This window comes from Microbulbifer maximicatervae (SeqCode), from assembly GCF_052466985.1.
This window is the reverse complement of record NZ_CP174298.1, coordinates 511,381-532,878: the sequence shown is the minus strand read 5'-3', so window position 1 is coordinate 532,878 and position 21,498 is coordinate 511,381. Positions and strand designations below refer to the sequence as shown.

The 21,498-nt window shown below is 44.9% G+C and carries 23 protein-coding genes, 3 tRNA genes and 1 pseudogene; 6 read left to right on the top strand and 21 right to left on the bottom strand.

The window, feature by feature from the left end; translation table 11 throughout:
* Positions 1–743: 743 nt before the first annotated feature.
* A pseudogene (locus ACJJI3_RS02405) lies at positions 744–1,438 on the bottom strand (glycerophosphodiester phosphodiesterase family protein).
* A gap of 931 nt (positions 1,439–2,369) precedes the next feature.
* On the opposite strand from ACJJI3_RS02405, the gene ACJJI3_RS02400 reads away from it, so the two are divergent.
* Entirely contained in the window at positions 2,370–2,648 is a 279-nt protein-coding gene (locus ACJJI3_RS02400) for a hypothetical protein (RefSeq protein WP_444941376.1), read from the top strand.
* Between the two features lie 725 nt (positions 2,649–3,373).
* On the opposite strand, the gene ACJJI3_RS02395 is transcribed toward ACJJI3_RS02400, so the two are convergent.
* The 11 genes from ACJJI3_RS02395 to ACJJI3_RS02345 form a co-directional block, all read right to left on the bottom strand.
* On the bottom strand, positions 3,374–3,553 hold the full coding sequence (locus ACJJI3_RS02395) for a hypothetical protein (protein WP_444941375.1): 180 nt from the start codon (positions 3,551–3,553) through the stop codon (positions 3,374–3,376).
* A gap of 122 nt (positions 3,554–3,675) precedes the next feature.
* Positions 3,676–4,077, bottom strand: a complete 402-nt coding sequence (locus ACJJI3_RS02390; RefSeq protein ID WP_444941374.1) for a hypothetical protein — start codon at positions 4,075–4,077, stop codon at positions 3,676–3,678.
* A gap of 270 nt (positions 4,078–4,347) precedes the next feature.
* Complete coding sequence (locus ACJJI3_RS02385) at positions 4,348–4,470, bottom strand: hypothetical protein (RefSeq protein ID WP_444941373.1); 123 nt, start codon at positions 4,468–4,470, stop codon at positions 4,348–4,350.
* Positions 4,471–4,651: 181 nt separating this feature from the next.
* Positions 4,652–4,975 (bottom strand): hypothetical protein, encoded by a 324-nt coding sequence (locus tag ACJJI3_RS02380; RefSeq protein WP_444941372.1) that lies wholly within the window; start codon positions 4,973–4,975, stop codon positions 4,652–4,654.
* A 300-nt stretch (positions 4,976–5,275) separates the two neighbouring features.
* Positions 5,276–5,656, bottom strand: a complete 381-nt coding sequence (locus tag ACJJI3_RS02375) for an exonuclease/endonuclease/phosphatase family protein (RefSeq protein ID WP_444941371.1) — start codon at positions 5,654–5,656, stop codon at positions 5,276–5,278.
* Entirely contained in the window at positions 5,620–6,228 is a 609-nt protein-coding gene (locus tag ACJJI3_RS02370) for a hypothetical protein (RefSeq protein ID WP_444941370.1), read from the bottom strand. The genes ACJJI3_RS02375 and ACJJI3_RS02370 overlap by 37 nt, the downstream gene beginning before the upstream one ends.
* Positions 6,229–6,766: 538 nt before the next feature.
* A complete protein-coding gene (locus ACJJI3_RS02365) occupies positions 6,767–7,021 on the bottom strand; it encodes a hypothetical protein (RefSeq protein ID WP_444941369.1) in 255 nt (84 codons plus the stop codon).
* Positions 7,022–8,398: 1,377 nt separating this feature from the next.
* On the bottom strand, positions 8,399–8,842 hold the full coding sequence (locus ACJJI3_RS02360; RefSeq protein ID WP_444941368.1) for a hypothetical protein: 444 nt from the start codon (positions 8,840–8,842) through the stop codon (positions 8,399–8,401).
* A 991-nt stretch (positions 8,843–9,833) separates the two neighbouring features.
* Entirely contained in the window at positions 9,834–10,661 is an 828-nt protein-coding gene (locus tag ACJJI3_RS02355) for a hypothetical protein (protein WP_444941367.1), read from the bottom strand.
* A gap of 383 nt (positions 10,662–11,044) precedes the next feature.
* Entirely contained in the window at positions 11,045–11,569 is a 525-nt protein-coding gene (locus tag ACJJI3_RS02350) for a hypothetical protein (protein WP_444941366.1), read from the bottom strand.
* 357 nt (positions 11,570–11,926) lie between these two features.
* Positions 11,927–12,103: a hypothetical protein gene (locus ACJJI3_RS02345; protein ID WP_444941365.1), complete on the bottom strand. Its 177-nt coding sequence runs from the start codon at positions 12,101–12,103 to the stop codon at positions 11,927–11,929.
* A 587-nt stretch (positions 12,104–12,690) separates the two neighbouring features.
* On the opposite strand from ACJJI3_RS02345, the gene ACJJI3_RS02340 reads away from it, so the two are divergent.
* Positions 12,691–13,368, top strand: a complete 678-nt coding sequence (locus ACJJI3_RS02340; RefSeq protein ID WP_444941364.1) for an outer membrane beta-barrel protein — start codon at positions 12,691–12,693, stop codon at positions 13,366–13,368.
* Positions 13,369–13,542: 174 nt separating this feature from the next.
* Here the strand turns inward: ACJJI3_RS02340 and ACJJI3_RS02335 are convergent, their stop codons facing one another.
* The 5 genes from ACJJI3_RS02335 to ACJJI3_RS02315 form a co-directional block, all read right to left on the bottom strand.
* Positions 13,543–14,205, bottom strand: coding sequence for a hypothetical protein (locus tag ACJJI3_RS02335; protein ID WP_444941363.1), 663 nt, complete (start codon positions 14,203–14,205; stop codon positions 13,543–13,545).
* Positions 14,206–14,423: 218 nt separating this feature from the next.
* A complete protein-coding gene (locus tag ACJJI3_RS02330; RefSeq protein WP_444941362.1) occupies positions 14,424–14,600 on the bottom strand; it encodes a hypothetical protein in 177 nt (58 codons plus the stop codon).
* Between the two features lie 95 nt (positions 14,601–14,695).
* Positions 14,696–15,163, bottom strand: coding sequence for a hypothetical protein (locus tag ACJJI3_RS02325; protein ID WP_444941361.1), 468 nt, complete (start codon positions 15,161–15,163; stop codon positions 14,696–14,698).
* 31 nt (positions 15,164–15,194) lie between these two features.
* A complete protein-coding gene (locus ACJJI3_RS02320) occupies positions 15,195–15,911 on the bottom strand; it encodes an abortive infection system antitoxin AbiGi family protein (protein WP_444941360.1) in 717 nt (238 codons plus the stop codon).
* A gap of 400 nt (positions 15,912–16,311) precedes the next feature.
* Positions 16,312–16,674 carry a DUF2190 family protein gene (locus tag ACJJI3_RS02315; RefSeq protein ID WP_444941359.1) on the bottom strand — a complete coding sequence of 121 codons (363 nt, stop codon included), beginning with the start codon at positions 16,672–16,674 and terminating at the stop codon, positions 16,312–16,314.
* An 86-nt stretch (positions 16,675–16,760) separates the two neighbouring features.
* Here ACJJI3_RS02315 and ACJJI3_RS02310 point away from each other — a divergent pair, with 86 nt between their 5' ends.
* A complete protein-coding gene (locus ACJJI3_RS02310) occupies positions 16,761–17,351 on the top strand; it encodes a hypothetical protein (protein ID WP_444941358.1) in 591 nt (196 codons plus the stop codon).
* 347 nt (positions 17,352–17,698) lie between these two features.
* Here ACJJI3_RS02310 and ACJJI3_RS02305 read toward each other — a convergent pair.
* The 3 genes from ACJJI3_RS02305 to ACJJI3_RS02295 form a co-directional block, all read right to left on the bottom strand.
* Positions 17,699–17,774: transfer RNA gene (locus tag ACJJI3_RS02305), tRNA-His, on the bottom strand.
* A 115-nt stretch (positions 17,775–17,889) separates the two neighbouring features.
* Positions 17,890–17,966 (bottom strand) — tRNA-Arg (locus ACJJI3_RS02300).
* A gap of 18 nt (positions 17,967–17,984) precedes the next feature.
* Positions 17,985–18,061: transfer RNA gene (locus ACJJI3_RS02295), tRNA-Pro, on the bottom strand.
* A gap of 340 nt (positions 18,062–18,401) precedes the next feature.
* Here ACJJI3_RS02295 and folD point away from each other — a divergent pair.
* From folD to ACJJI3_RS02280, 3 genes are read left to right on the top strand one after another with little or no spacing between them, the layout of a single operon-like run.
* Positions 18,402–19,247 (top strand): bifunctional methylenetetrahydrofolate dehydrogenase/methenyltetrahydrofolate cyclohydrolase FolD, encoded by an 846-nt coding sequence (gene folD / locus ACJJI3_RS02290; protein ID WP_108733712.1) that lies wholly within the window; start codon positions 18,402–18,404, stop codon positions 19,245–19,247.
* Complete coding sequence (gene rsuA, locus ACJJI3_RS02285) at positions 19,240–19,944, top strand: 16S rRNA pseudouridine(516) synthase RsuA (RefSeq protein ID WP_444941357.1); 705 nt, start codon at positions 19,240–19,242, stop codon at positions 19,942–19,944. The genes folD and rsuA overlap by 8 nt, the downstream gene beginning before the upstream one ends.
* Positions 19,945–19,952: 8 nt before the next feature.
* Positions 19,953–20,969, top strand: a complete 1,017-nt coding sequence (locus ACJJI3_RS02280) for a class I SAM-dependent methyltransferase (protein WP_444941356.1) — start codon at positions 19,953–19,955, stop codon at positions 20,967–20,969.
* Positions 20,970–21,018: 49 nt separating this feature from the next.
* Here ACJJI3_RS02280 and ACJJI3_RS02275 read toward each other — a convergent pair whose 3' ends face one another.
* Positions 21,019–21,474, bottom strand: coding sequence for a hypothetical protein (locus ACJJI3_RS02275; RefSeq protein WP_282932198.1), 456 nt, complete (start codon positions 21,472–21,474; stop codon positions 21,019–21,021).
* Positions 21,475–21,498 lie beyond the last annotated feature (24 nt).

Here is a 21,498-nt window from a genome sequence, read left to right as displayed (position 1 = left end):
TTAGCTGTCTAGGCGTTAATGAGATTTACTAGAAAGTAAGGGGGCTCTCTTGGCTTGCACATTGGTAGTAGAAAAGATTCAACGTGGTAGTTACAAATATCCCTATGGACTAGAAGACACTCCCAACTCCCTCTCGACTGTATATGCACGCGGTAATATTAGCTTACTTAAGTAGCCTAGTATTGCAATAATTGGATCCAGAGATACGACAAAAACGGAATGAAAATAGTTCAATAAAATGGTTAGCCATATTTCTTCTAGAAACAATGTCATCGTCAGTGGGATAATTCTAGGAGTTGACACAGCAGCCTGCAGGAAACGCTAGCCTCTAAAGGTGGAACAATTGCAACCTCACCTACGGATTGCATACAGCAAACCCAAGATCAACTAGCAATGTAAGTATTAGAAGGTGGAGGCCTGTGAGTATCAGAGTACACCTCCCCAACAGCACTTTTTGTATGCCGGAATAGATTGCAGCTAGGCCTTTCCCAACCCTCTCTAATTGTTGAATCTGAAGCTTCGGGAGGCTCAATGAAGTATGTGGATTTCTGCCTCTAGGCTAAACACAAACTCTTTACATCCTACTTTTGCCCATAAAGATCAATATTACGTTCTCCTAGAACCTTAAAAAGCCAATAAAACACTGACTTTTTAAGGTTGAAATTATCAAGTTATCACTAACCTCATTATTCTTTTACAAGAAAATTTTTGTACTCAGCAATTCTGACCCGCATCTAGAAAAATTACCGTTCTCCAGCACTCTCAAGTAGTTGATAAACTCGCCCAGGGAAATCGCCAATAATCCCATCTACACCAAGGGATATACTGCGCTCAATATCATCTATATCGTTAACTGTCCAGAGATCGACGGCTACACCTTTACTCTGAAAAAAGCGAACATAGGGCTTAGTGGTAATACTGTATGGCAGTTGGGCAACTTCAAAGTCCGGTCTGAAAGCCCATCCAAAGCCTGAACTCCAGGCTAGACTAGCCTCTATAAGTTCACCGACTGTTGCACTCGTTCTAATCTTTCCTCCACTGATATCTCGAAAATGCCCCATAGCCCTATTGTGCTGGCTAGCCACAGTAACTTGCTGTTCCATTCTGTAGTCAACAATTACTTGCCATAGTATTTCTGATAAGACCTTATCATTTGGTTTAATTTCAATGTTAAATATGGCATCAGGATAGCGCTCAAATAGTTCATTTAATGTTAAGAGGACGAGCCCTTGGTTTCGGAATGGGTAACTATCACCATTGTCTAGGGTAAACTCATATCCAGCATCCAATGCTTTTATTTCTCCCAAAGTCAAATCTTCTATTTTATCCGAGACACCTGCATTTTTTTAAGGTCTGCATCGTGATTGACAATAATGAACTGATCTTTCGACAAATGTATATCCAGCTCTAGAATATCTGCCCCCTGCTCCAATGCCATATCAAAAGCCAGGGTGGTACTTTGAGGGTACTCACCAGATGCTCCTCTGTGAGCAAGGATATCAATAGCCCAAACCTCATTGTAAAACATCATCGAAAAAACCAGACAAGTAACAATCTTGAGTCCATTGTTCATTTAGAATTTTCCTATACTATAAGGCAAAGCGATTACTCAAAGATTACGAAAAGCCAATCAAAAAATAGATACTACAGTCTGGACTACTATTGCAGTCACTCACAAAGTACCTGCCGGCTCATTTAACCTATTTACGCCACTTGAGATGCAGAAGCAATTCTCACGGTCTTCAAGATTCTCTTCATTTATGTATACTCACAGAGCTAACCATTAAAGTATTGAGCCTGACTAACATCTCAGCCTAAATGCACCTATCTATCTTAAGCAACATTATATATTCGAGTATTTAGTACCAATGCACAAATTCAGAAAAGATCGCCGCCTAATTCATTAACTAGACAAGATTTCCATTATCAATTAAGGACATATCCACCAGCCTCCCGGGCTAATAAATTCCAATTATAAAGCGAACCATAAAATACTTAAATCAACCCAAAAAGATTATAAATCTGTAGGGGTAATCTAAAAGATCTTTCTTCCCACCTATACAGACAAGTAAAAATAGAAATAAATCGAACAATGCAATGTGCGACATAATTGAGACTATTACCCTTATGCAATTATGATGTAGGCCGCGACAAAAGCTACGCAAAATTTCAAAGACAAGTCCTGGTTAAGCTTCTGTACATAAACAAAAAGGTTAAATTTGAGTCGTTGGTTAGTATGTAAGTTTTATTAAAAGATAGGAAATACTTCTAGCAAAGCAACTGGCCAACTGCGCCTCAACGTACTCAGCCGACAGCGGCTATCCAGGGCTACAGTCTCGAAGCCCAGATTTCTAAATGTGGAGAATCCCATGGAAAGATACGCATTATTCACCGGTACATTTAACCTACTTATGGGCGGAATAAAGGACTTTAAGCGATCATTTCACAATGAAGAGGACGCCTATAAAGAGATAGGGCAGATTGCCAATATCGACCCATTTACTAACTGGGCCCAGATATTTGATAAGAAAACCGACAAGGCAAGAGTTTTCCATATTGTCGATAAAAAGGTGATTGAGAGTAAAGCCAATAAATACCCAAAGCAATCTGCAGAAACTATGATTAAAGCACTAATCAAGATTAATTGAATATCATGCAGGTGGCATTGAGGCCGCTTTAAGCGGCTCAATGCCATCATTTACAACATCGTAAATCAGAAGCGAGGCTGGCTACCTCGCCATCAAACCCCAATCGGCATTAATGCTGCAGATATTGCACCTCCTCAACACGGACAAGATTTCTAAGGCCATTACGAATAAATTATTAATCATCACAAATAGTTTATCATACAACCCAAAAGAGATGACAAGAAAAGCGAACCTATACGTAAACTACCAATTTATAGTACTCTCACTAGAGCTGTATCCCCACTCTAAATATTTGTCAGCAATATGGGAAGCTTATGAAAAAACAATGCAGCTGAAATCCAGAGGTTTGCGAAATCAGTTGGATCTCCGAAACTGTCACTCCGCTACCCTCCTTGGCAAACCAGCTAGGTAGACTGCCACGAGAATCAAGGCCTCACAGCTACGCCTCTCCTGGGGTCGTATCATCTCCAGGACTCGAACCGTCATTAATTTTTAGGTAGAGCCTATTCCCAGCAAGATTAATCTTAATAATGCGAACATAACCTAGCTGTGCCCGCCCCTCCTTATCACCACTATGATTAACTATCACAAAAAGGAAAAATGGCGCACATCAGCATGCAGCTTTGTAGGCAGCGCAACAGTATTTTTTTCAGCACTGGCTTTAGCATTACCCTGGAAATATCTTATCAATCACGCTCCGCTTCAGACACTAACGAACACGTCACTTAGTGCTGATATCTGTATGAGTCATCTCCTGTGTGGCTGCAGCGGGCACCGTCAGGCCGGTAGTCATCAACCCCTTTAATCAGGTTTCTGTCTCTATCCCCTTCATTACGAACCCATGCTCTAACCCTGATACGGTAGAGCGTATTAGAATCAAAACGGGAAGTGTTCGATATACTCAAACCACGCCTCCCCATCGGATGCAAAATCACCTCATATCCAACCTATGCGCAATAAATTACGCAGGCTTTCGCACCAGAATCGTCAGTATTTGCATAACAAACATTAACATCTTGCTCGCAAGTCAAAATGTAGCGATAAAACTGTATGATGGAGGTCCTAGCCCAGCTTGCTGGACTATACGTACCACATTCTTTTTTGTGACTGATAACTTATATTCTCTTACATAACCGTCACGAAAATACTTGATCTCAATCTTTTCGCCCTTCTTACCATCGGTAATATTGTTGATGCAAACGCCACAAGAATGCTGAAATGGAAGCACACATGCTTCATAGTACTTGTAACTCTCTAGGCTCATAGCCCTGGTGACACTACAGGTTGTTTTACTCACCATATTCACATAAAGCGCTACACCTTTGTTAGCTTGAATATGTATATTTTCGCTATCCGAATGGTTTTCAGATCTTACAATTCTAAAATTGACAGCACAACCTTCTTCGTTTAACTCACCTAATTTGTACAAAAATTTTCATCTTTTGGCATCTTCAATTTAGTCAAATTACTGTTTTGAGGCGACTTATACGTTACAAGGATATAATTACAATCGACAGTGACGAGCAAATTGTACTAAGAAAAAACCTTTTCATGTACACGGTAAGTTACTACATTTGAACCTTAAAAGCTTCAACAGACATGACCACTGCCAAACATGCGAGCAACTTGTTGTGAACCTAACACACACAAGGAAGATTCTTTATAATTTTTTGAGACAAGCGCGCCCACTACCCATCCACTAGTGTCTGTCAAACAACTCCATCATCCGCCAACCGCCAACCGCCAACCGCCAACCGCCAACCGCCAACCGCCAACCGCCAACCGCCAACGTATACTCCACGACACCAATAGCAATCATCACACCTAATTTACATCCCGCTCAAACATCACCTTACAGTAAACGCAGCCTCCTCTCGCTAAGCAAGGTGTCACAGATTGCTGTGCGCTGGATTATGGGGTAATACACCAGAAGTTTTCGGCATGAAAAAACCCGCTTTTACGGGTTAAGGTAGTTGTATTGCTACAAATAAATTCATCGAAGTCTAAAAGCGAATTGAGTCTATCCAAGGCCTATTCGTTTCGTCACATGTATATTCCATTTTCACACCTTGGCCAGTAGTTTTAGCGGTAAGTAATAATGAAAATTTCTGGTCAAATTCAACAACACTCTCTCGGCTCATCAGGTATCTCGTGGGATAAGTCTGATCTGCACACAGGTGCTCCCCACCATTTTTTTCAAGCCAAACATGAACTTCACCGCTCTTCCAAGAATATACATGCTCAACTTTATAATAATCGTTATTGCCCAGCGACATAGCATCAATTGATACTAGGCAAGCAGCAACTGCAAATATTATTTTTTTCACATTAACCTCTCTTTATCATCCAACAACAATCAATACTAGAACTCATCAATACAACTTTGACAACAGGAAACCATAAGTAATAACATACCCCTACATTCCCGCATCACTAGGTTGCAAGCTAACATTTTTCCACTTACATTTGCTCCACCAATAAATTTTAGGGCCAATAAAAATCGGCGTATATTAACTTATAATCGGGAAAGCATTCCCCTTCAATACATATGGCATCTCTCGCTCCAGCAGATAAAATAGGAACAAAGTATCCACCATCAACAGGAGTGATGTCACTATTAGGGACATTCACAGGAAGCCATTCTGTCTAATTAGCCCATTTGGCGAATAGTAAAAAATATAGTCTATCCTATGACTATCCTTCACAGCATTACCACCGTTAATGGTATCTTTTACTTTTTTAAGATATGTCGCACCTACTCCATGCGTAGCCTCAACCGTTCCTTCGAAGTGCTCTTCAAACAAATCTATCAGTTGGTCATAATATTCTGTACGGAATGTAACATTAAAGTCTCCAGCAAATATTATCGGCCTTGGCGTCTCCTCATAAGCAGCCTTCATTTCAACCAACATTTTCCGCACATCATCAACTGCCAGACTCTTATCGACTTCATGGTAATCAGCATGAATATTTACAAACCAAAGCTGCTTTCCTGGCTCAACTTCCAATAGAGTAGCAATATATCCTCTAGAAAATAAATATTTATTTTTTTACCCTCAATTCTTACTTCTATATCACCCCGTTCATACATAGTTTGCAATATATCTGGACTTGCAACAATTGCATTCCCATTATAAACTCCTGCAACCGCAGCATGGGATTGAGAGTTGTTATAAGTTTCCCAACCATCCATTTGCACTAGGCCAAAAAATCTATTTTCGACTCCCGGTGAAAAATACTTATCAATCTCCCAGGTCAATGAATAATCTCCACCACACGTCCGCTTAGTTTTGTTGTCCATCTCTTGGAAAGCAATAATGAAATTCTCATTCTTTCCCACCTCACCACTTAAATAACCTAAATATGCATCAATTCTCCTCTTAAACTTATCATAATTATCCGCACAACTGACATTAAATGGGCCTTCGGGCTTCCCATCTACATTCAAATCATAAAATGAAGTAAATCCAGACCACACATTATGGCTAACCACCTTAAAACTTGCCGCTTGGAGACTAACTGACCATAAAGACAGGACAACAAACACAAGTGAAACCAGCAGTTTTTGTGTTTTTCTCACTATAAATACCTAACAAATGAACCCATAATCAAACAATATAAAGCATACCCTTATACCAAGGCATTTTTCCTTTCAGTTAAAAAGTCTTTACCACGAACGAAATCACAACAGTCAAAATTCCAGATACATACCCAACAGCTATAAGCAATATCAACCATCAGTCACTCTCTTAATTAGGCATACGTGCTAACAATTAATTCTAATGGTGAGCCTTTATAACATTTTTAGAGGAGCGTACAAAACATACCACCAACCAACACCCTCCAAACGACCCCATCACCCGCCAACCTCTTTCGCACCGCGTACTCCGCCAGGGGTAATCACCACCTCTGAGTTGTAAGCCCCCAACCTCACCAGTAGATTCAATTCAACACGCGGCACCTGAACGCGCCCTTCATCATCGAGACCATCAATACCCTGTCAAAGATCATACGACAATCAATAGTCTCACCGCCGCTACCGTCATCATAGCTATCGGCTTTGCCCCATTTTGCGAAACGCTCGCTCTGTGGCTTTATTGTCCAGATCCATAGTTTACCTAGGATTGAACTGTGCCCACTACGCCGGTAAATTTGACAGCTAGGCTAGTAACACTGGAACCCGCACCCTCAGCGGTAAAGGCTGTCGCGCCGATGATATCAGCAGTGGCTGCGGTGGCTGCGGTGGCTGCGGTGGCTGCGGTGGCTGCGGTGGCTGCATTTTTACCGAATGAGCTTAATGCAACCACCCTGGTGAGAATTTCCCCCTGATTGATCTCTGCAGCGAACACCTTGGGCACGATGATATCATCCATCGTTACCCCCAGCATTACACCAACCGGCACAATCTAGCCAGAGTTAATATCAGGTGTCAGTGTGCACCCGTCCCGTACAAAATTAGTTGCCATTCTCTTTTGGAAAGGTAGACGTAGATTTTTTTACGTGAAACTCAAGAAACACTAGTTGTAGAACTTTCCAACCCTAAGGATTGCTCCGTAGCTCTAGGTTACCGCATAAACAACTTCATCATCCTTGACGATGGGTATGCTGATCTAGGGGATACTAATGGCAGTGACACTGACATTATGAAATATTCTATGACTATGATTTTGCCCCCTACACCTACCGCCGTGAAGAAGGAAGGAAGAGAACCCTCAACTTTAAGTCAAAAATGTTGAGCATGTTACCAACCACAGGTATAACCAAAAATTTTTATGTTGTAGTTCGCACAAGGTTTCACTCGCTGAATGCGGATTTGAAACATAAAGATTCTCTCTACGTTCAGCATACCTAGTTTAATAACAGTGGAAGTATATTAGATGCTGAGAGTAGAAGATATAAAGTCTCTGACAAAGATGGTATACAAGGTGAAGATCTTTATTATGGAATTTCTGCTAGATAGAACTACCAAAAGTGGAGCCTTAGCTTAGAGCACCCTATATTTTAAATAGAAAAAAAGAAAACCAGCCTTTCTTCCCCTGTACTGACTTACAATTTTTAAAGGCGCTCTTCAGTAGCCGGTTCGGCTGCTGACTTTTCCCTAATGGCCATTTTCTTACGGCAATATTATATCTAGACAACTTCAATCTAACTTTTGACCTCCTATCAACTTTTATAGAGCCTAAATCAGTTAGCAGCTCCAAATCGTAGCGCGGGTACGCTCGTGGGGAGCTACCCCCAAGTCGCCTAAGTGGAGAAATTGTCCAGCTATAGCGCCTTTTTGCTTGATTCCTATGTCTCATCTTTCTTCAAGAGCTATTCAGATAAGTCGGTGCGCCCTATCTAGTGCAACTTGAATATCAATGGCCTGCCTGATTGCATGGATCATGATCGCATTTAACTTGACGTTATGGACTGAACAACGGCAACCAGCATCAATAATCATGGAATATTCATAACACTCTCTGACTGGAGTCAAGAATCATAGATTTTCATCTTGAGATAAGTTTTCAAAGCAGCCGCAAGACAACTCAGACTCTATGAAGTAGTCGTTTTGTAGAAAAAAAGTCTGAATAAAATTTACACATAAAAAAGCCCGCCTAATGCGGGGCTAAAATTAACCTGAAACATGAGTTTAATAAACTGAAAATTCAATCAGTCTAAATTATTGACTCCAAAATTATAGACTTACCATTTAGGTTATACTTTTATAAATCAACCAAGAAACTATGTCAGCGCGGCTTCTTGCAGAATTACCATTCGGGCGGCCTGCAATCAGTAGAATAATATTCCTGCTTGTAAGAAATCACAACCCAGTCATATGAACTGCTACTACTGGTCTTCATGTACATTTGCTCCCATGATATCTTGTAAGTGGCACCTCCCTGGCATGCGTGAGTACTTATCCACCTCGTGTCGCCAGGATTTGGTGTTGAAGATGATGTATCAACCCTCATAATAGAAGTTTTAGACTGACTTTTAGACACAGGGTTAGCTAAGCGCTTTTCCTGCACCTCTAACTCACCATATGCATCAAAACCGGAAGAGGTTCCGACCAACTCAGTAATAAGAGCTTGCCCCTCAACAGAAAATGCACTAACTGTATACTCTTCAACTTCGAACACTGTTTTTTGTGCTGCACTTACAGAAAAGCTCACACACATAAAAACCAAAAAACACAAAAAATTCTTAATCATAAAAAATCCATTGGTACTTTATTATCAAAAAAATATTTTTAAACAATTAACACATCCTCGTCAACAAATTTATTTATGTAAGCTAATATCCCCTCAATAGAAAATGAGAAATATTCATCAAAACCAAAAAACAACAGTTTATTTCATGATTTCATCAAAAAATAAGAACCATCGTACAAAGTTTCATAAGACACACCTTCCAGAAAACCTCTTATTTTCCATGGAAGAACTAGTATTTGGGCCGGCTTAAGAAAGGATTGTTACGGGTAGAATGTTGCGCACGAAGCAACCTTAAATTAAGATTGCAACCAATGAATTGGCGGAGTCAATTGATCACAAAAAAGCTACAGCAATCAAAACAACACTTCCTGATTGCATTTGATGCCAAGCCACACTAACATCCGCAGATATACCCAAATGACCACTTTCTTACCGCACTAGTTTATTTAGACGGCTTTTAGCTCACTTGTGACCCCTGTCAAATTTCAGTCAGCTAGTAGCTCCAAATCGTGGGGCAGGTACATACGACCCCAAGTCGTCTAAGTGGAAAAATCACCTACCCATAGCGCCTTTTTGCTTGACTCCTATGCCGGTGAAACCCTCTTTAAGTGCGATTCGGATAAGTCGGCATGCCCTACCCAGTGTAACAGCTTACCCAGCATTACGGGGCATAGCGGCCTTTAGCCGGGCGCTATAACCTGTGCAGCGGTAACAGAAATTAATAATCATCGGAATACCATAAAGCTCTCTGACTCGAATCAAGCGCCTGAGGGTTTTATCTTTGAAATTTTTTTGTCACAGCGGCGACAAGACAATTCCGCTTCTGTGAAATAATCGTTATCAAACATGGGAGTACCAGAAACGAAAAAACCCGCACAAGGCGGGTTAATTATCATGAAATAAGTATCGCTACTGAACGACTATCCAAGATTTCTAAACTGATACTAACACACAGTACATCTTAAACCTTAAGTCAAAAATAAGGACGCGATTAGTGCTGGTAAGCATCTCTCAGCATATCTTCAAGATATACATGATGAGTTTCAGATTCCATACCTTGCGCGTCTTTAATTTTAACACTTATGGCTGTTTCATCACCATCAGGACCAGGTGTTGTTGTCACTTCTAGCTTATATGCTTCATAAAATTTTGATTCATCACCAAAAGGTGCGTGAAAATGGTAAACCTCTTTCCCCTCCCCAAACCACAGTAATTCGACAACAAATGCCATTTCACCATTGTTTGAATTTGGATCAAGAGTTGGGTTATCTCTTAGAGACAATTCAACCTGCTTACCGTCAACTGTGAACGTTGCGACATCAACAATCTTGCTTGGAGTCACATCAACCAACTGCCCATGAACAGTAAATAGTCTTTGATCATAGTTCAGTGAACGCTCTGCCCCAATAAAATTTTCAGCCTCAGAGACATAACCATCAATGTTGATCATTGTATTATTTAAGCTTTCTAGGTCCAAGCCATCTACTACAACATCAAGCTGACGATACACCCAGGCGCCATCGACGGTCGCTTCATGTCTCCAACCTCCGTCATCCACCTGGAAATTGCTTACTGACAGACTGGGCGCATTAGGAAAGTTAATTTCCAACGAAGTAAGTATAGCGGGGGACCATTGATCTTTTTGATCAACAGTCAAAGTTGCAGAGCTAGCGCCTTCTAAATCTAGACCGGGGTACTGTAGTTCACCACCAAATGAACCTAGATCTTGAAGTTCGTATTGGAACGTTTTAGCTTGCGCGCCGAAGGCCAACAAGGCCACAGAAACAGCTACTGTTTTGACGGTATTTCTTAAAAACATAAAAACTCACCAAAAAATGTATTGATTAACTAACGAAAGAGGAGGTGAAACTTACAGCACACCTTAAACCAAGCAAATTATATTGAACTTAATTTAACATCCTTTTCCAGTACGATCTTACCAAATAAAGAAACTCAAAATTTCACGAACAATGTCTTTCTCATTCACCAAATTAATACAAACAGAACGCACAAAAACCCAGCGCCTGATCACACTTTGTAAAACAGCCATTTAAAAAATACATAAAGTGTGATTAAAGCTTGAAGAAACTTACTGAGCTGACCAACTTCCAGGCACAAAAAAACCGGCTCAGTGGCCAGTTTAATTTTGCAAAGCAGAAAAACTGCACGCTAGGAAATTTATACCCCCTCAGGACAAAGCTGTCAACAAGCGGCTTTAAGCCGACCTCTGTACTCCTGCACAATCTCAGAAACAGGCCCTAAAGCTCTTGCGGGCAGAGGGTCCAAACGCCGTTGCAAACGCTTCCAAATCTTCACCCACTCCCTATCCCACCGCTTTTTGTCACATCCTAAAACTGTCCGCGCTTGGCCCAGATCTATTAGTCGGCCATTTACATCGCGCAGTGCACACGCATTGATACAAAATAGCGCTAGCTGGCTAACCTTTTCTCGCGGGTGCGGTTCCTGCCATTTGTCGAACTCACTCATCAAGTATTTCAGTAGTGTCGCTCGCTCTTTGACTCTTGAGGCTGGCGGGGCGTAGGCGGCCATGCCCCAGCAGTATGCCAATGGATCACTCTCTTTCAACTTTGCGACTGCATCTTGGATTAATCCCTTTTCACAGGCGTCCATGATGCGGTTGCCGCTGTCCTTGGCTCCGGGGGTTTCTTTCGCAACTAGTGTTGGGGCTGCAACCCGGCAAATAACTTGGTTGGCCCTGCCCTGCACTTCTCCGCGAATTACAACTTTTCACCCTCGCCCAGTTGAGGTAACCGTACTTCTGCCGCCCATGGCTTCATAATCAAATGCAGCGGTGGAGCTGTCAAAAGCGTAGTGCCACGCTTGTCTAGCACTTTCGAATTTCATGTCATGCCCCCCAAGCAATTTTCTAGCAACCAAAAACCAACCACACTCCCCATCAAGCAGCCTTCGGCATACTCTCGTAGTAATCCTGAAATCGCCTTTCAGCTGCGTGCAAATTATCGCGGTGATAAGTGCCCAGGTAATTTATGTGGCCCTGGTTTATCCAGAATTGGGTAACCACCGTATTCGCGAATACAATCTCCACAAGGTGAGCGGACTTGGTTATGTGAATCGTAATCTGAGCGCAGAGCCTTTTGACAGCTGTCGCCCTCTTTCCGGATCAAGGTAATAGAGATCTCGCAAAACCGAAAGATCATAGTCCATATAGCCACTGATGCCATCAATGGGAGTCATATCAACAGAACTTCGTGACTCTTCACCGGGTTCAAGGTCCAACATTCTCGCTACTTATGAATAGGAAGTGCCATCATCACTGCGATGAAACTTAGTTTTATAACCTTGTGCCATAGTCATAACCTCATTTGGTTGTTTCGTTACAAGTCTGTGGGTTCGGTGGAATACTTGACGCTATACGTGTGGAATACTTGACGCTATACGTCAAGCGTACTTCACCTAATGGGTGATCCTGATCCAACGTAAACTCGGTTTGGCTGAGCAGGAACAAATCACAGGTGTCCTCCAGAGAAGCATCCTGCAAGGCGCTTTCAATATCTGCTGCTTGGTCTAACGCGGCATATACATCGCCGCTAGTTTTCACTACCCCAGCAACCGTCAGTTCCAGTTGTCGTTCAGTAAAGTGGAGATAGCCAAGCCTGGGGTATTGGATTTATTTTTGACTGAGGTGCTTGTCTGTTGCATTATGCGCAAAAATTTGGGAGCTGATATGTTCTGCCTGCTGTTAAAGCAATTATCCCTTGACACCTTCCCGCAGTAAATTACGCGGTTTCAGCTGTACTACCACAGAAGTTTTACCAGCGCCTACTTTCGAATTAGACAGCCCTTTTGCATTTATTTAAGGATATTTTTTGAACAGACTAATTCTTGCCTCCGCCATTCTCTTTTCTGCATCCAACGTAATGGCAACGGAAAGTAATTTTTATCTTAGATCTTCTTATGGAAAAGTAGACACAGATTTTTCCTCACGTGAAACTCAAGAAACACTAGGTGTAGAGCTTTCTACCCCTAAGGGTTGGTCCGTAGCTTTAGGTTATCGCCTGAACAACTTCATCTCCCTTGAAGCTGGGTACGCAGATCTAGGGGATGCCAATGGCAGTGACACTGACATTACGGGATATACATATGACTATGATTTTGGCCCCTACACCTACCGTCGTGAAGAAAACAGGGAAAGAATCCTCAGCTTAAAATCAAAAATGCTGGGTATGTTACTAACCACAGATATAACCAAAGATTTTTATGCTGGAATTCGCACAGGGCTTCACTCGTGGGATGCGGATTTGAAACATAAAAGTTCTCTCAACATTCAACATGTTTGGGCTGATAACAATGGAAATGTATTAGATACTGAGGGTACTGGCTATAAAGTCTCTGGCAAAGATGGCACACAAGATGAAGATCTTTACTATGGAATTTCCGCTGGATGGAACTACAACAACTGGAGCCTTAGCTTAGAGCATACTATTTTTAACATGGACAAAAAGAAACCCAGCCTTTCTTCCCTTGCCCTGACCTACAATTTTTAAAGACATTTTTCAGCAGCCGAGCCGGCTGTTGATTTTCCCTGTGATAGCTTGCCAATCTATCGGGCGATGCCCTCGCTCACTCAGGCACAAAAAAACCGGCTCAGTGGCCGGTTTAATTGTGCAAAGCAGAAAAACTGCACGCTAGGAAATTTATACCCCCTCAGGACAAAGCTGTCAACAAGCGGCTTTAAGCCGACCTCTGTACTCCTGCACAATCTCAGAAACAGGCCCTAAAGCTCTTGCGGGTAAAGGGTCCAAGCGCCGCTGCAAACGTTTCCAAATTTTTACCCACTCCCTATCCCACCGCTTTTTGTCACACCCTAAAATTGTCCGCGCTTGGCCCAGGTCTATTAATCGGCCATTCACATCACGCAGTGCACACGCATTAATACAAAATAGCGCTAGCTGGCTAACCTTTTCTCGCGGGTGCGGTTCCTGCCACTTGTCGAACTCACTTATCAAGTATTTCAGTAGTGTTGCTCGCTCTTTGACTCTTGAGGCTGGCGGGGCGTAGGCGGCCATGCCCCAGCAGTATGCCAATGGATCACACTCTCTCAACTTTGCAACTGCATCTTGGATTAATCCCTTTTCACAGGCATCCATGATGCGGTTGCTGCTGTCCTTGGCTCCGGGGGTTTCTTTCGCAGCTAGTGTTGGGGCTGCAACCCGGCAAATGACTTGCTTCGCCCTGCCCTGCACCTCTCCGCGAATTACAACCTTTCGCCCTCTCCCAGCCGAGGAAACCGTACTTCTGCCGCCCATGGCTTCATAATCAAATGCAGCGGTGGAGCTATCAAAGGCGTCGTGCCACGCTTGTCTAGCACTTTCGAATTTCATGTCATGCCCCCCAAGCAATTTTCAAGCAACCAAAAACCAACCACACTCCCCATCAAGCAGCCTTCGGCATACTCTCGTAGTAATCCTGAAATCGCCTTTCAGCTGCGTGCAAATTATCGCGGTGATAAGTGCCAGGTAATTTATGTGGCCCTGGTTTATCCAGGATTGGGTAACCACCGTATTCGCGAATACAATCTCCACAAGGTGAGCGGACTTGGTTATGAGAATCGTAATCTGAGCGCAGAGCCTGTTGACAGCTGTCGCTCTCTTTCCGGATCAAGGTAATAAAGATCTCGCAAGACCGAAAGGTCATAGTCCATATAGCCACTGATGCCATCAATGGGAGTTATATCAACAGAACTTCGTGACTCTTCACCGGGTTCAAGGTCCGACATTCCCGCCACTTATGAATAGGAAGTGCCACCACCACTGCAATAGAACTTGGTTTTATAACCTTGTGCCATAGTCATAGCCTCATTAGGTTGTTTCGTTAAAAATCTGTGGGTTCGGTGGAATACTTGATACTATACGCCAAGCGTACTTCACCTAATGGGTGATCCTGATTCAACGCAAACTCGGTTTGGCTAAGCAGGAACAAATCACAGGCGTCCTCCAGAGAAGCATCCTGCAAGACGTTTTCAATGTCTGCCGCTGCCTGGTCTAACGCGGCATACACATCGCCGCTAGTTTTCGCTACAGAAGCAACTGTCAGATCTAGTTGCCGCTCAGTACCGCCATGCATTTTGTGTTCGGTGCTCTCAACTGCAAAGCCCACGACAATGGCCGGAAGCTTTTTGGTATCAATTTCTTCTATGGTGCCAGGAGATAGGAATATGTAGCCGGATAAGGTTTGCAGCTTGCTTTGTACGACATCGCGGATTGTTATGCGCTGGATCCTTGAGATGCGTCCCATGAATTTCGGGCATAAAAAACCCGCTAATGCGAGTTTTAACTTCATGTATTTGGAACGGCCTTATTTTTCATCTAGATTATAGATCTTTTTTCAAAGTCTCTAAAGAAACAATCCGAGATAGGAGTATTTTGAGATCATTCAAAGGAAACCTACCTAGCTCTGTATTGATAAAATCTACCAATTGAGGAATGTCACTATCTGACCGAACAAATATATACTTAATGTCGCCTGGAGACATTTCTAAAGCAAATTTCTCAATTTCTTTATTAGCCCGCTCTTTTTTATCTTCGAATTGTTCTTGATATAACAAATCTGTAACGGGCGGAACAAAACGCCACTCATTCTCTTGATAGAATTCCTTTTCTACAAAAGAACCTGAAACTAACATTTTCCCATTAACGGGTTTTACAATCGACCAATATTCAAAAAGATGGTCACTGAACCGCTGATGCTCTGCATCACTGACATTATTAAAATAAAACAAATATTTTGCCAAACTTTGAGCAATACCGCCCTCCGGGCTATATATGACTGGATTCAATCCATTCTTATAACCCCAACTTTTAGTCAACCCCAACCCAAAATTACCGTAAAAATCAGTATGCTCATAAATTCTTGAAAGAGGGATATCGCAAAAACAGCTCATTGGAAAAGCAATGTGCTTATCACTTTCAGCCCCAAACCATTCTATGTCCTCTAAACAGTATCTAGGTTGAATACCATTTTTTAATATTAGCTGCAAAACATCTAAAGATTTCGTGAAGTGGAATAGGTTATCTGATTTAGGCTTCATTGATCCTTCCAATTTCGGGCTCCTTGAGAAAATTCTAAACCTCAGTATTTTCTTTACTTTATACAAATTATGGAAGTGGTTTTGTAATAGCATCTACTAGCCATACACTAACGCTCGCCAAACCACCCCATCATCCTCCAACCTTTTTCGTACCGTGTACTCCACACCACTAAATGTAATCACCGCCTCTGAGCTTTAGGCCCCCACCTCACTCACCAGCAGACTCAACTTAATACGCGGCACCCGCACGCGTTCCTCATCATCGAAGTCATCAATCTCCTACTCAAAGATCACGCGGCAATCAATAGGCCCACCGCCGCTACACTCATCGTAGGTAGCGGCTCTGCCCCATTTACGGAACGCGCGCTCTGCGGCTCTCTGGTCCAGATCCATGGTCCACCTAGGATTTAACGGTGCCCGGTACGCCGGTGAATTTGCCCGCAAGGTTGGCGGCGCCTGCGCCAGCAGCCTCAGCGGCAAAGGCCGTTGCGCCGGTGATACCTCCCGCGGCTGCGTTGTTATCAAACAACTTGGAAGCGACCACCCAAGTGAGAGTTTCACCCTGATTGATCTCTGCGGCAGATACCCTGGGCACAGTAAATACACCATCAACACCAACTACACCGGACTCACCCACGGCGATATCATCCATCGCCACACCCAGCACCGTACCGACTGGCACAACCTGACCAGAGGTAATATCCGCGCTAATGCTGCTGATGTAATCCAGCATGCGCCCGTCTCGCACAAGATTAGTAGCCATTCTCTTTCCCTCGATTGGTTTTGTAACTGAAGAAAATATGACCATTGAGGCGCGCATCAGAGAGTACTTCGGCAGTATTGCGCAAAATGATAGAGGCCGTCTTTGGTCAAGCAGTTCCGGACTCCATCACATCACCTGTGATTCAAATGTATATGGATGCACGCGGACAGCAATACCCTACCGCAGCAAACAGAGAGCGCACATTTCTCAGTATTATTTTTCGATGGGGAAAGGCTCGCGGGCTCGTATCAATCGAAGACCCAGCCAGGGCGGTCAAGCCAATCAAGGAAAAGCCAATCAAGGAAAAGCCAATCAAGGAAAAGCAGGCTGGGCGGTATGTCGAAGATTCAGAATATTTAGCTTTCTATAACTGGTTAGAGCCCAAGGGGCATACTGCCCATGCGGCCGCAATGGAGATTGCCCACCTTTGCGCCGCACGCCAACAAGATGTTCTCGCATTGAAGCGGCAAGACATCACCGACGAAGGCTTATTGATTTGCCAACAAAAGACCGGCAAGAAGCAACTGAAGCTCTGGACGGACCGATTGCACGATGCCGTTGAGCTGGCACTTAAAAGCAACACCACTTCCAGGTCGCAAAGCATGTATCTGATTCGCGGCCGAACTGGGCAGCACTTCACCCGAGACAGATTCAACACCACCTGGAGCAGAGAATAAAGAGCTGCCAATGAGGCCGGTGCCCTACCCGCTCGCTTCCGGTTTCATGATTTAAAGATTAAAGGCATCTCAGATTTCGAAGGCGACAAGCAGGAATTCAGCGGGCACAAGACTCGCAGCATGATGGAGCGCTACAACCACACCGCCGATAAAGTTGTTTCTCTTAATAAGGCGAGGATTAGAGGAAAGGAAGACACGCCAAAGGACACTGGATGAATGTCCAATCGGAGGAGCTGAAAAAATCGATTGTGGTAAAAATTACCCCCTCGAATTACCCCTCTAAGGCCCAAAACTAAAAAACCCCGCACTCGGCGGGGTTTTAAGTCCTTGATAAACAAGGAAGAATCTGGGGTGGCCGACGGGGATCGAACCCGCGACCTCAGGAGCCACAATCCTGTGCTCTACCAACTGAGCTACGGCCACCATAAAAGTGATATACTTCAGCACCTTGTGGCAGTACTGATTGCCGGATATCTCTTGCAGCCAATCTGGCTTCAGACTAAGTCCTTTTTGCCAAACCAGCACCATCCTCTAAAGATGGCGCGCCCGGCAGGACTCGAACCTGCGACCATCCGCTTAGAAGGCGGATGCTCTATCCAGCTGAGCTACGGGCGCAAGGTGAACCCGGAAAATTGGTCGGGGCAGAGGGATTCGAACCCCCGACATCCTGCTCCCAAAGCAGGCGCGCTACCAGACTGCGCTATGCCCCGTTTTTCCAATCATTCGCACCTCTTTGACCCTGTTAACCGCCCCGTAGGTGGTTGTGTAAGTCGCTGTAGCTGCGAAGTGCGTGCATAGTAATGATACCCCCGGCCCATGTCAACGCTTCTAAGCTATTATTTTTAAAGAAGTTTATCCTTTTGCCTATCTGGGCCCAGAAGTGGCGAAATTATTTCCAACCTGTGCGAAAATGGCGCACTTCGCGAATCCGACCGGATAAAAAGTAAGCGTTTTTAAAAATCGCCGGCTTCCGCCCTTCTATATAAAGTAGGTGCTGAAGCAGATTCCGGTCTATTAGCCATCGATTTTTTACTGTTAGAGATAGTATCTATGTCTGCACTGGTTCTGGACGGCAAGGCCCTGGCACAGAAAACTGAAGAGGAACTCTCGGCTCGGGTAGCCGTACTAAAGGAAAAGAGTGGTGGCCAAACGCCAATCCTGGCGACCATTCTGGTAGGTGATGACCCCGCCTCTGCCACCTACGTAAAGATGAAGGGCAATGCCTGCCGCCGAATCGGCATGGACTCCCTCCAGGTGGAACTGCCCTCCTCCACCACCACTGAGCAGCTGCTCGCCAAGATCGAAGAACTCAACACCAACCCCAACGTCCACGGCATTCTGCTCCAGCACCCAGTACCGGCGCAGATCGATGAGCGCGCTTGTTTTGATGCGATCAGCCTGGAGAAAGATGTAGACGGTGTAACCTGCCTGGGCTTTGGCCGTATGGCAATGGGTGAAGAGGCTTACGGCTGCGCGACTCCTAAAGGAATTATGCGCCTGTTGGAGGCCTACAATATTGAATTGGAAGGCAAGCACGCCGTGGTTGTGGGTCGCAGCCCCATTTTGGGTAAGCCGATGGCGGCCATGTTGTTGAATGCCAATGCCACCGTGACTATCTGCCACTCCCGCACCCAAGACCTGGCCGAGCATATCCGCCGCGCCGATATCGTAGTGGGCGCCGTGGGCAAGCCTGAGTTTATCAAGGCCGAGTGGATTAAGGATGGCGCTGTGGTTGTGGATGCCGGTTACCACCCCGGCGGTGTCGGCGATATCGAGCTGGGCCCACTGACCGAACGCGCTGCAGCTTACACCCCGGTACCCGGTGGCGTTGGTCCCATGACCATCAATACCCTGATCTATCAATCTGTCGATTCCGGTGAACGTAAAATTGGCTAACCTGATTCGTCTGGATAAAGCGGTCAGCCAGGTCACCGACCTCTCCCGCACTGATGTAAAGCGCGCCGCCTGGGCGGAGCGCATTACCGTCAATGGTGAGGTGGTCACCAATGCGGCCACCAAAATACAAGTCAGTGATGAGTTGTGCCTGGATGATGAGCCCCTGCACGAGCCGGGGCCCCGCTACATTATGTTGAACAAGCCCCTGGGCTATGTCAGTGCCACCAAAGATGGCGAGCACCCCACGGTGCTGGACCTGATTGATGAGCCTAACAAGGAAAAGTTACATATTGCCGGGCGCCTGGATATTGATACCACCGGCCTGGTGCTGCTTACCGATGACGGCCAGTGGTCCCACAAGGTGACCTCCCCCAACCACCATTGCGACAAGACCTACTACGCTCTGTTGGCCGAGAAAATTGAGGAAGATGCCGTGGCCAAGCTTGCCAAGGGTGTCTGGCTCAATAACGAAAAGAAGAGAACCAAGCCCGCCAAGCTGGAGATCCTCTTTGCCAACGAAGTGCGCATCACCATCGGTGAAGGGCGCTATCATCAGGTGAAGCGTATGTTTGCAGCCCTGGGCAACAAGGTATTGGAGTTGCACCGGGAGAAGATCGGCGAAATCATCTTGGATGAAGAGCTTCAGGAAGGTGATTACCGCCTCCTGACCCCTGAAGAAATTGCCTCTATCAATTAAAAAAAGATATGTCAGCCCTTCTACATCAGGAACTTATCCAGGCCCCAGAGGAAACCCTGTGGATCGCCGATGAAAACAGCAAACCCCTCTTACACCAGGAGGGGTTTCATTTTGCCGGGGATTTAATCAGTAACCGCTGGGATATTGCCGAACTCGCCGAAAATACGGTGAAGCGGAGCTTCTTCAACGATTTCCACTTTGAAGAACTGGACCGCAAATACCGCCGTATTGTCTACGCCGTTTCGAAAGAAAAGGCCATAGTTCACCATATTATTGATTGCGCCCCCCACTTCCTTGGCGAAGGTGGCGAATTGGTTCTGCTGGGGGAAAAGCAAAGCGGAATCAAAAGCTACGCCGCCAAAGTGGCCGAGCGTCTAGGCATTGCCAAGCACTTGCAAAAAAATGGCAACGACTACCTGAGCAGTAATGTTGTCGCTCACGAGGGCACCGGCAATCCAATCAGTGAGCTTCAGTACGCCCAGTTACAAAAGCTGCCCGAGCTTGGCGACCTCTACTCCAAGCCGGGATTGTTCGGCTGGAACAAAATCGATAAAGGCAGTGCCCTACTCGCCCAGCAATTAACGACGGAGTTGCCACAGGACGGTTCTCGTATTGTTGATCTCGGTTGTGGTTATGGCTACCTGAGTATGCAATTAGCCGCTTTGGGTAAATATCATTTTACCGCTACGGATAATAACGCCGCTGCTCTATTGGCATGCCGCAAGAATTTTACCGAACAGGGAGTCGAAGGCATCGTTGTGCCCTCTGATGCAGGCTCTGAACTGGAAAGTGAAATCTCCGATCTGGTGCTGTGCAACCCACCTTTCCACCAGGGCTTTCAGGTGGAGGGAGATTTGACCGATCGCTTTCTGCAGCAGAGTGCGCGGATTCTCAAAGATTCCGGCGCTGCGATTTTTGTGGTGAATGAATTTATTCCCCTAGCGAAAAAAGGGCCCCGCTATTTTTCCCAGGTGGATTTGATCACTAAAGAGCAAGGATTTTGCGTATACCGTCTGCGCCCCTAAGAGCTAGGGGCGCAGACCGGCAGCAGTCGCCTGGAAACAGGATTAAAGGCTAGTAATCGCGCAGATTAAACAAGTTCATCGACAGCGTATGCTCTTCCAACTCTTCGAGTTGTCGCAATCGTTCGAATGCATCCCGTGCCGATGGGGTTTCAGCGCCCTGGGCTAGATCCCGATATTGATCGGCCAGGTAGATCTCGATATCCATGGCCAACTTGGCAATCTGCTCCAAGTCTTCAATATCAATGCCGCGCAAGCGCTGCAAAAATTCTTTCTCTCGCCCTTCCGGGGCAAATTGCACCCAGGTATGTAGGGCTCCAGGGGGCAGGTCTGCATGGAAGTTTTCCAGTGAGTGCTTCATGGAATCTTCCCGTCGTCGCAGCTGATCCAGCAGCAACTCGACCCGTTCATTGGTGGCAAGCTGCTCATACTCTTCGTATTGCAGCGCCAACTTGGCATGAAAATCCCTTCCTTCCTGAATCACTTCCTCAACAGTTTTGTACCGCATCAATCGATCCCGGCAGAACACTTC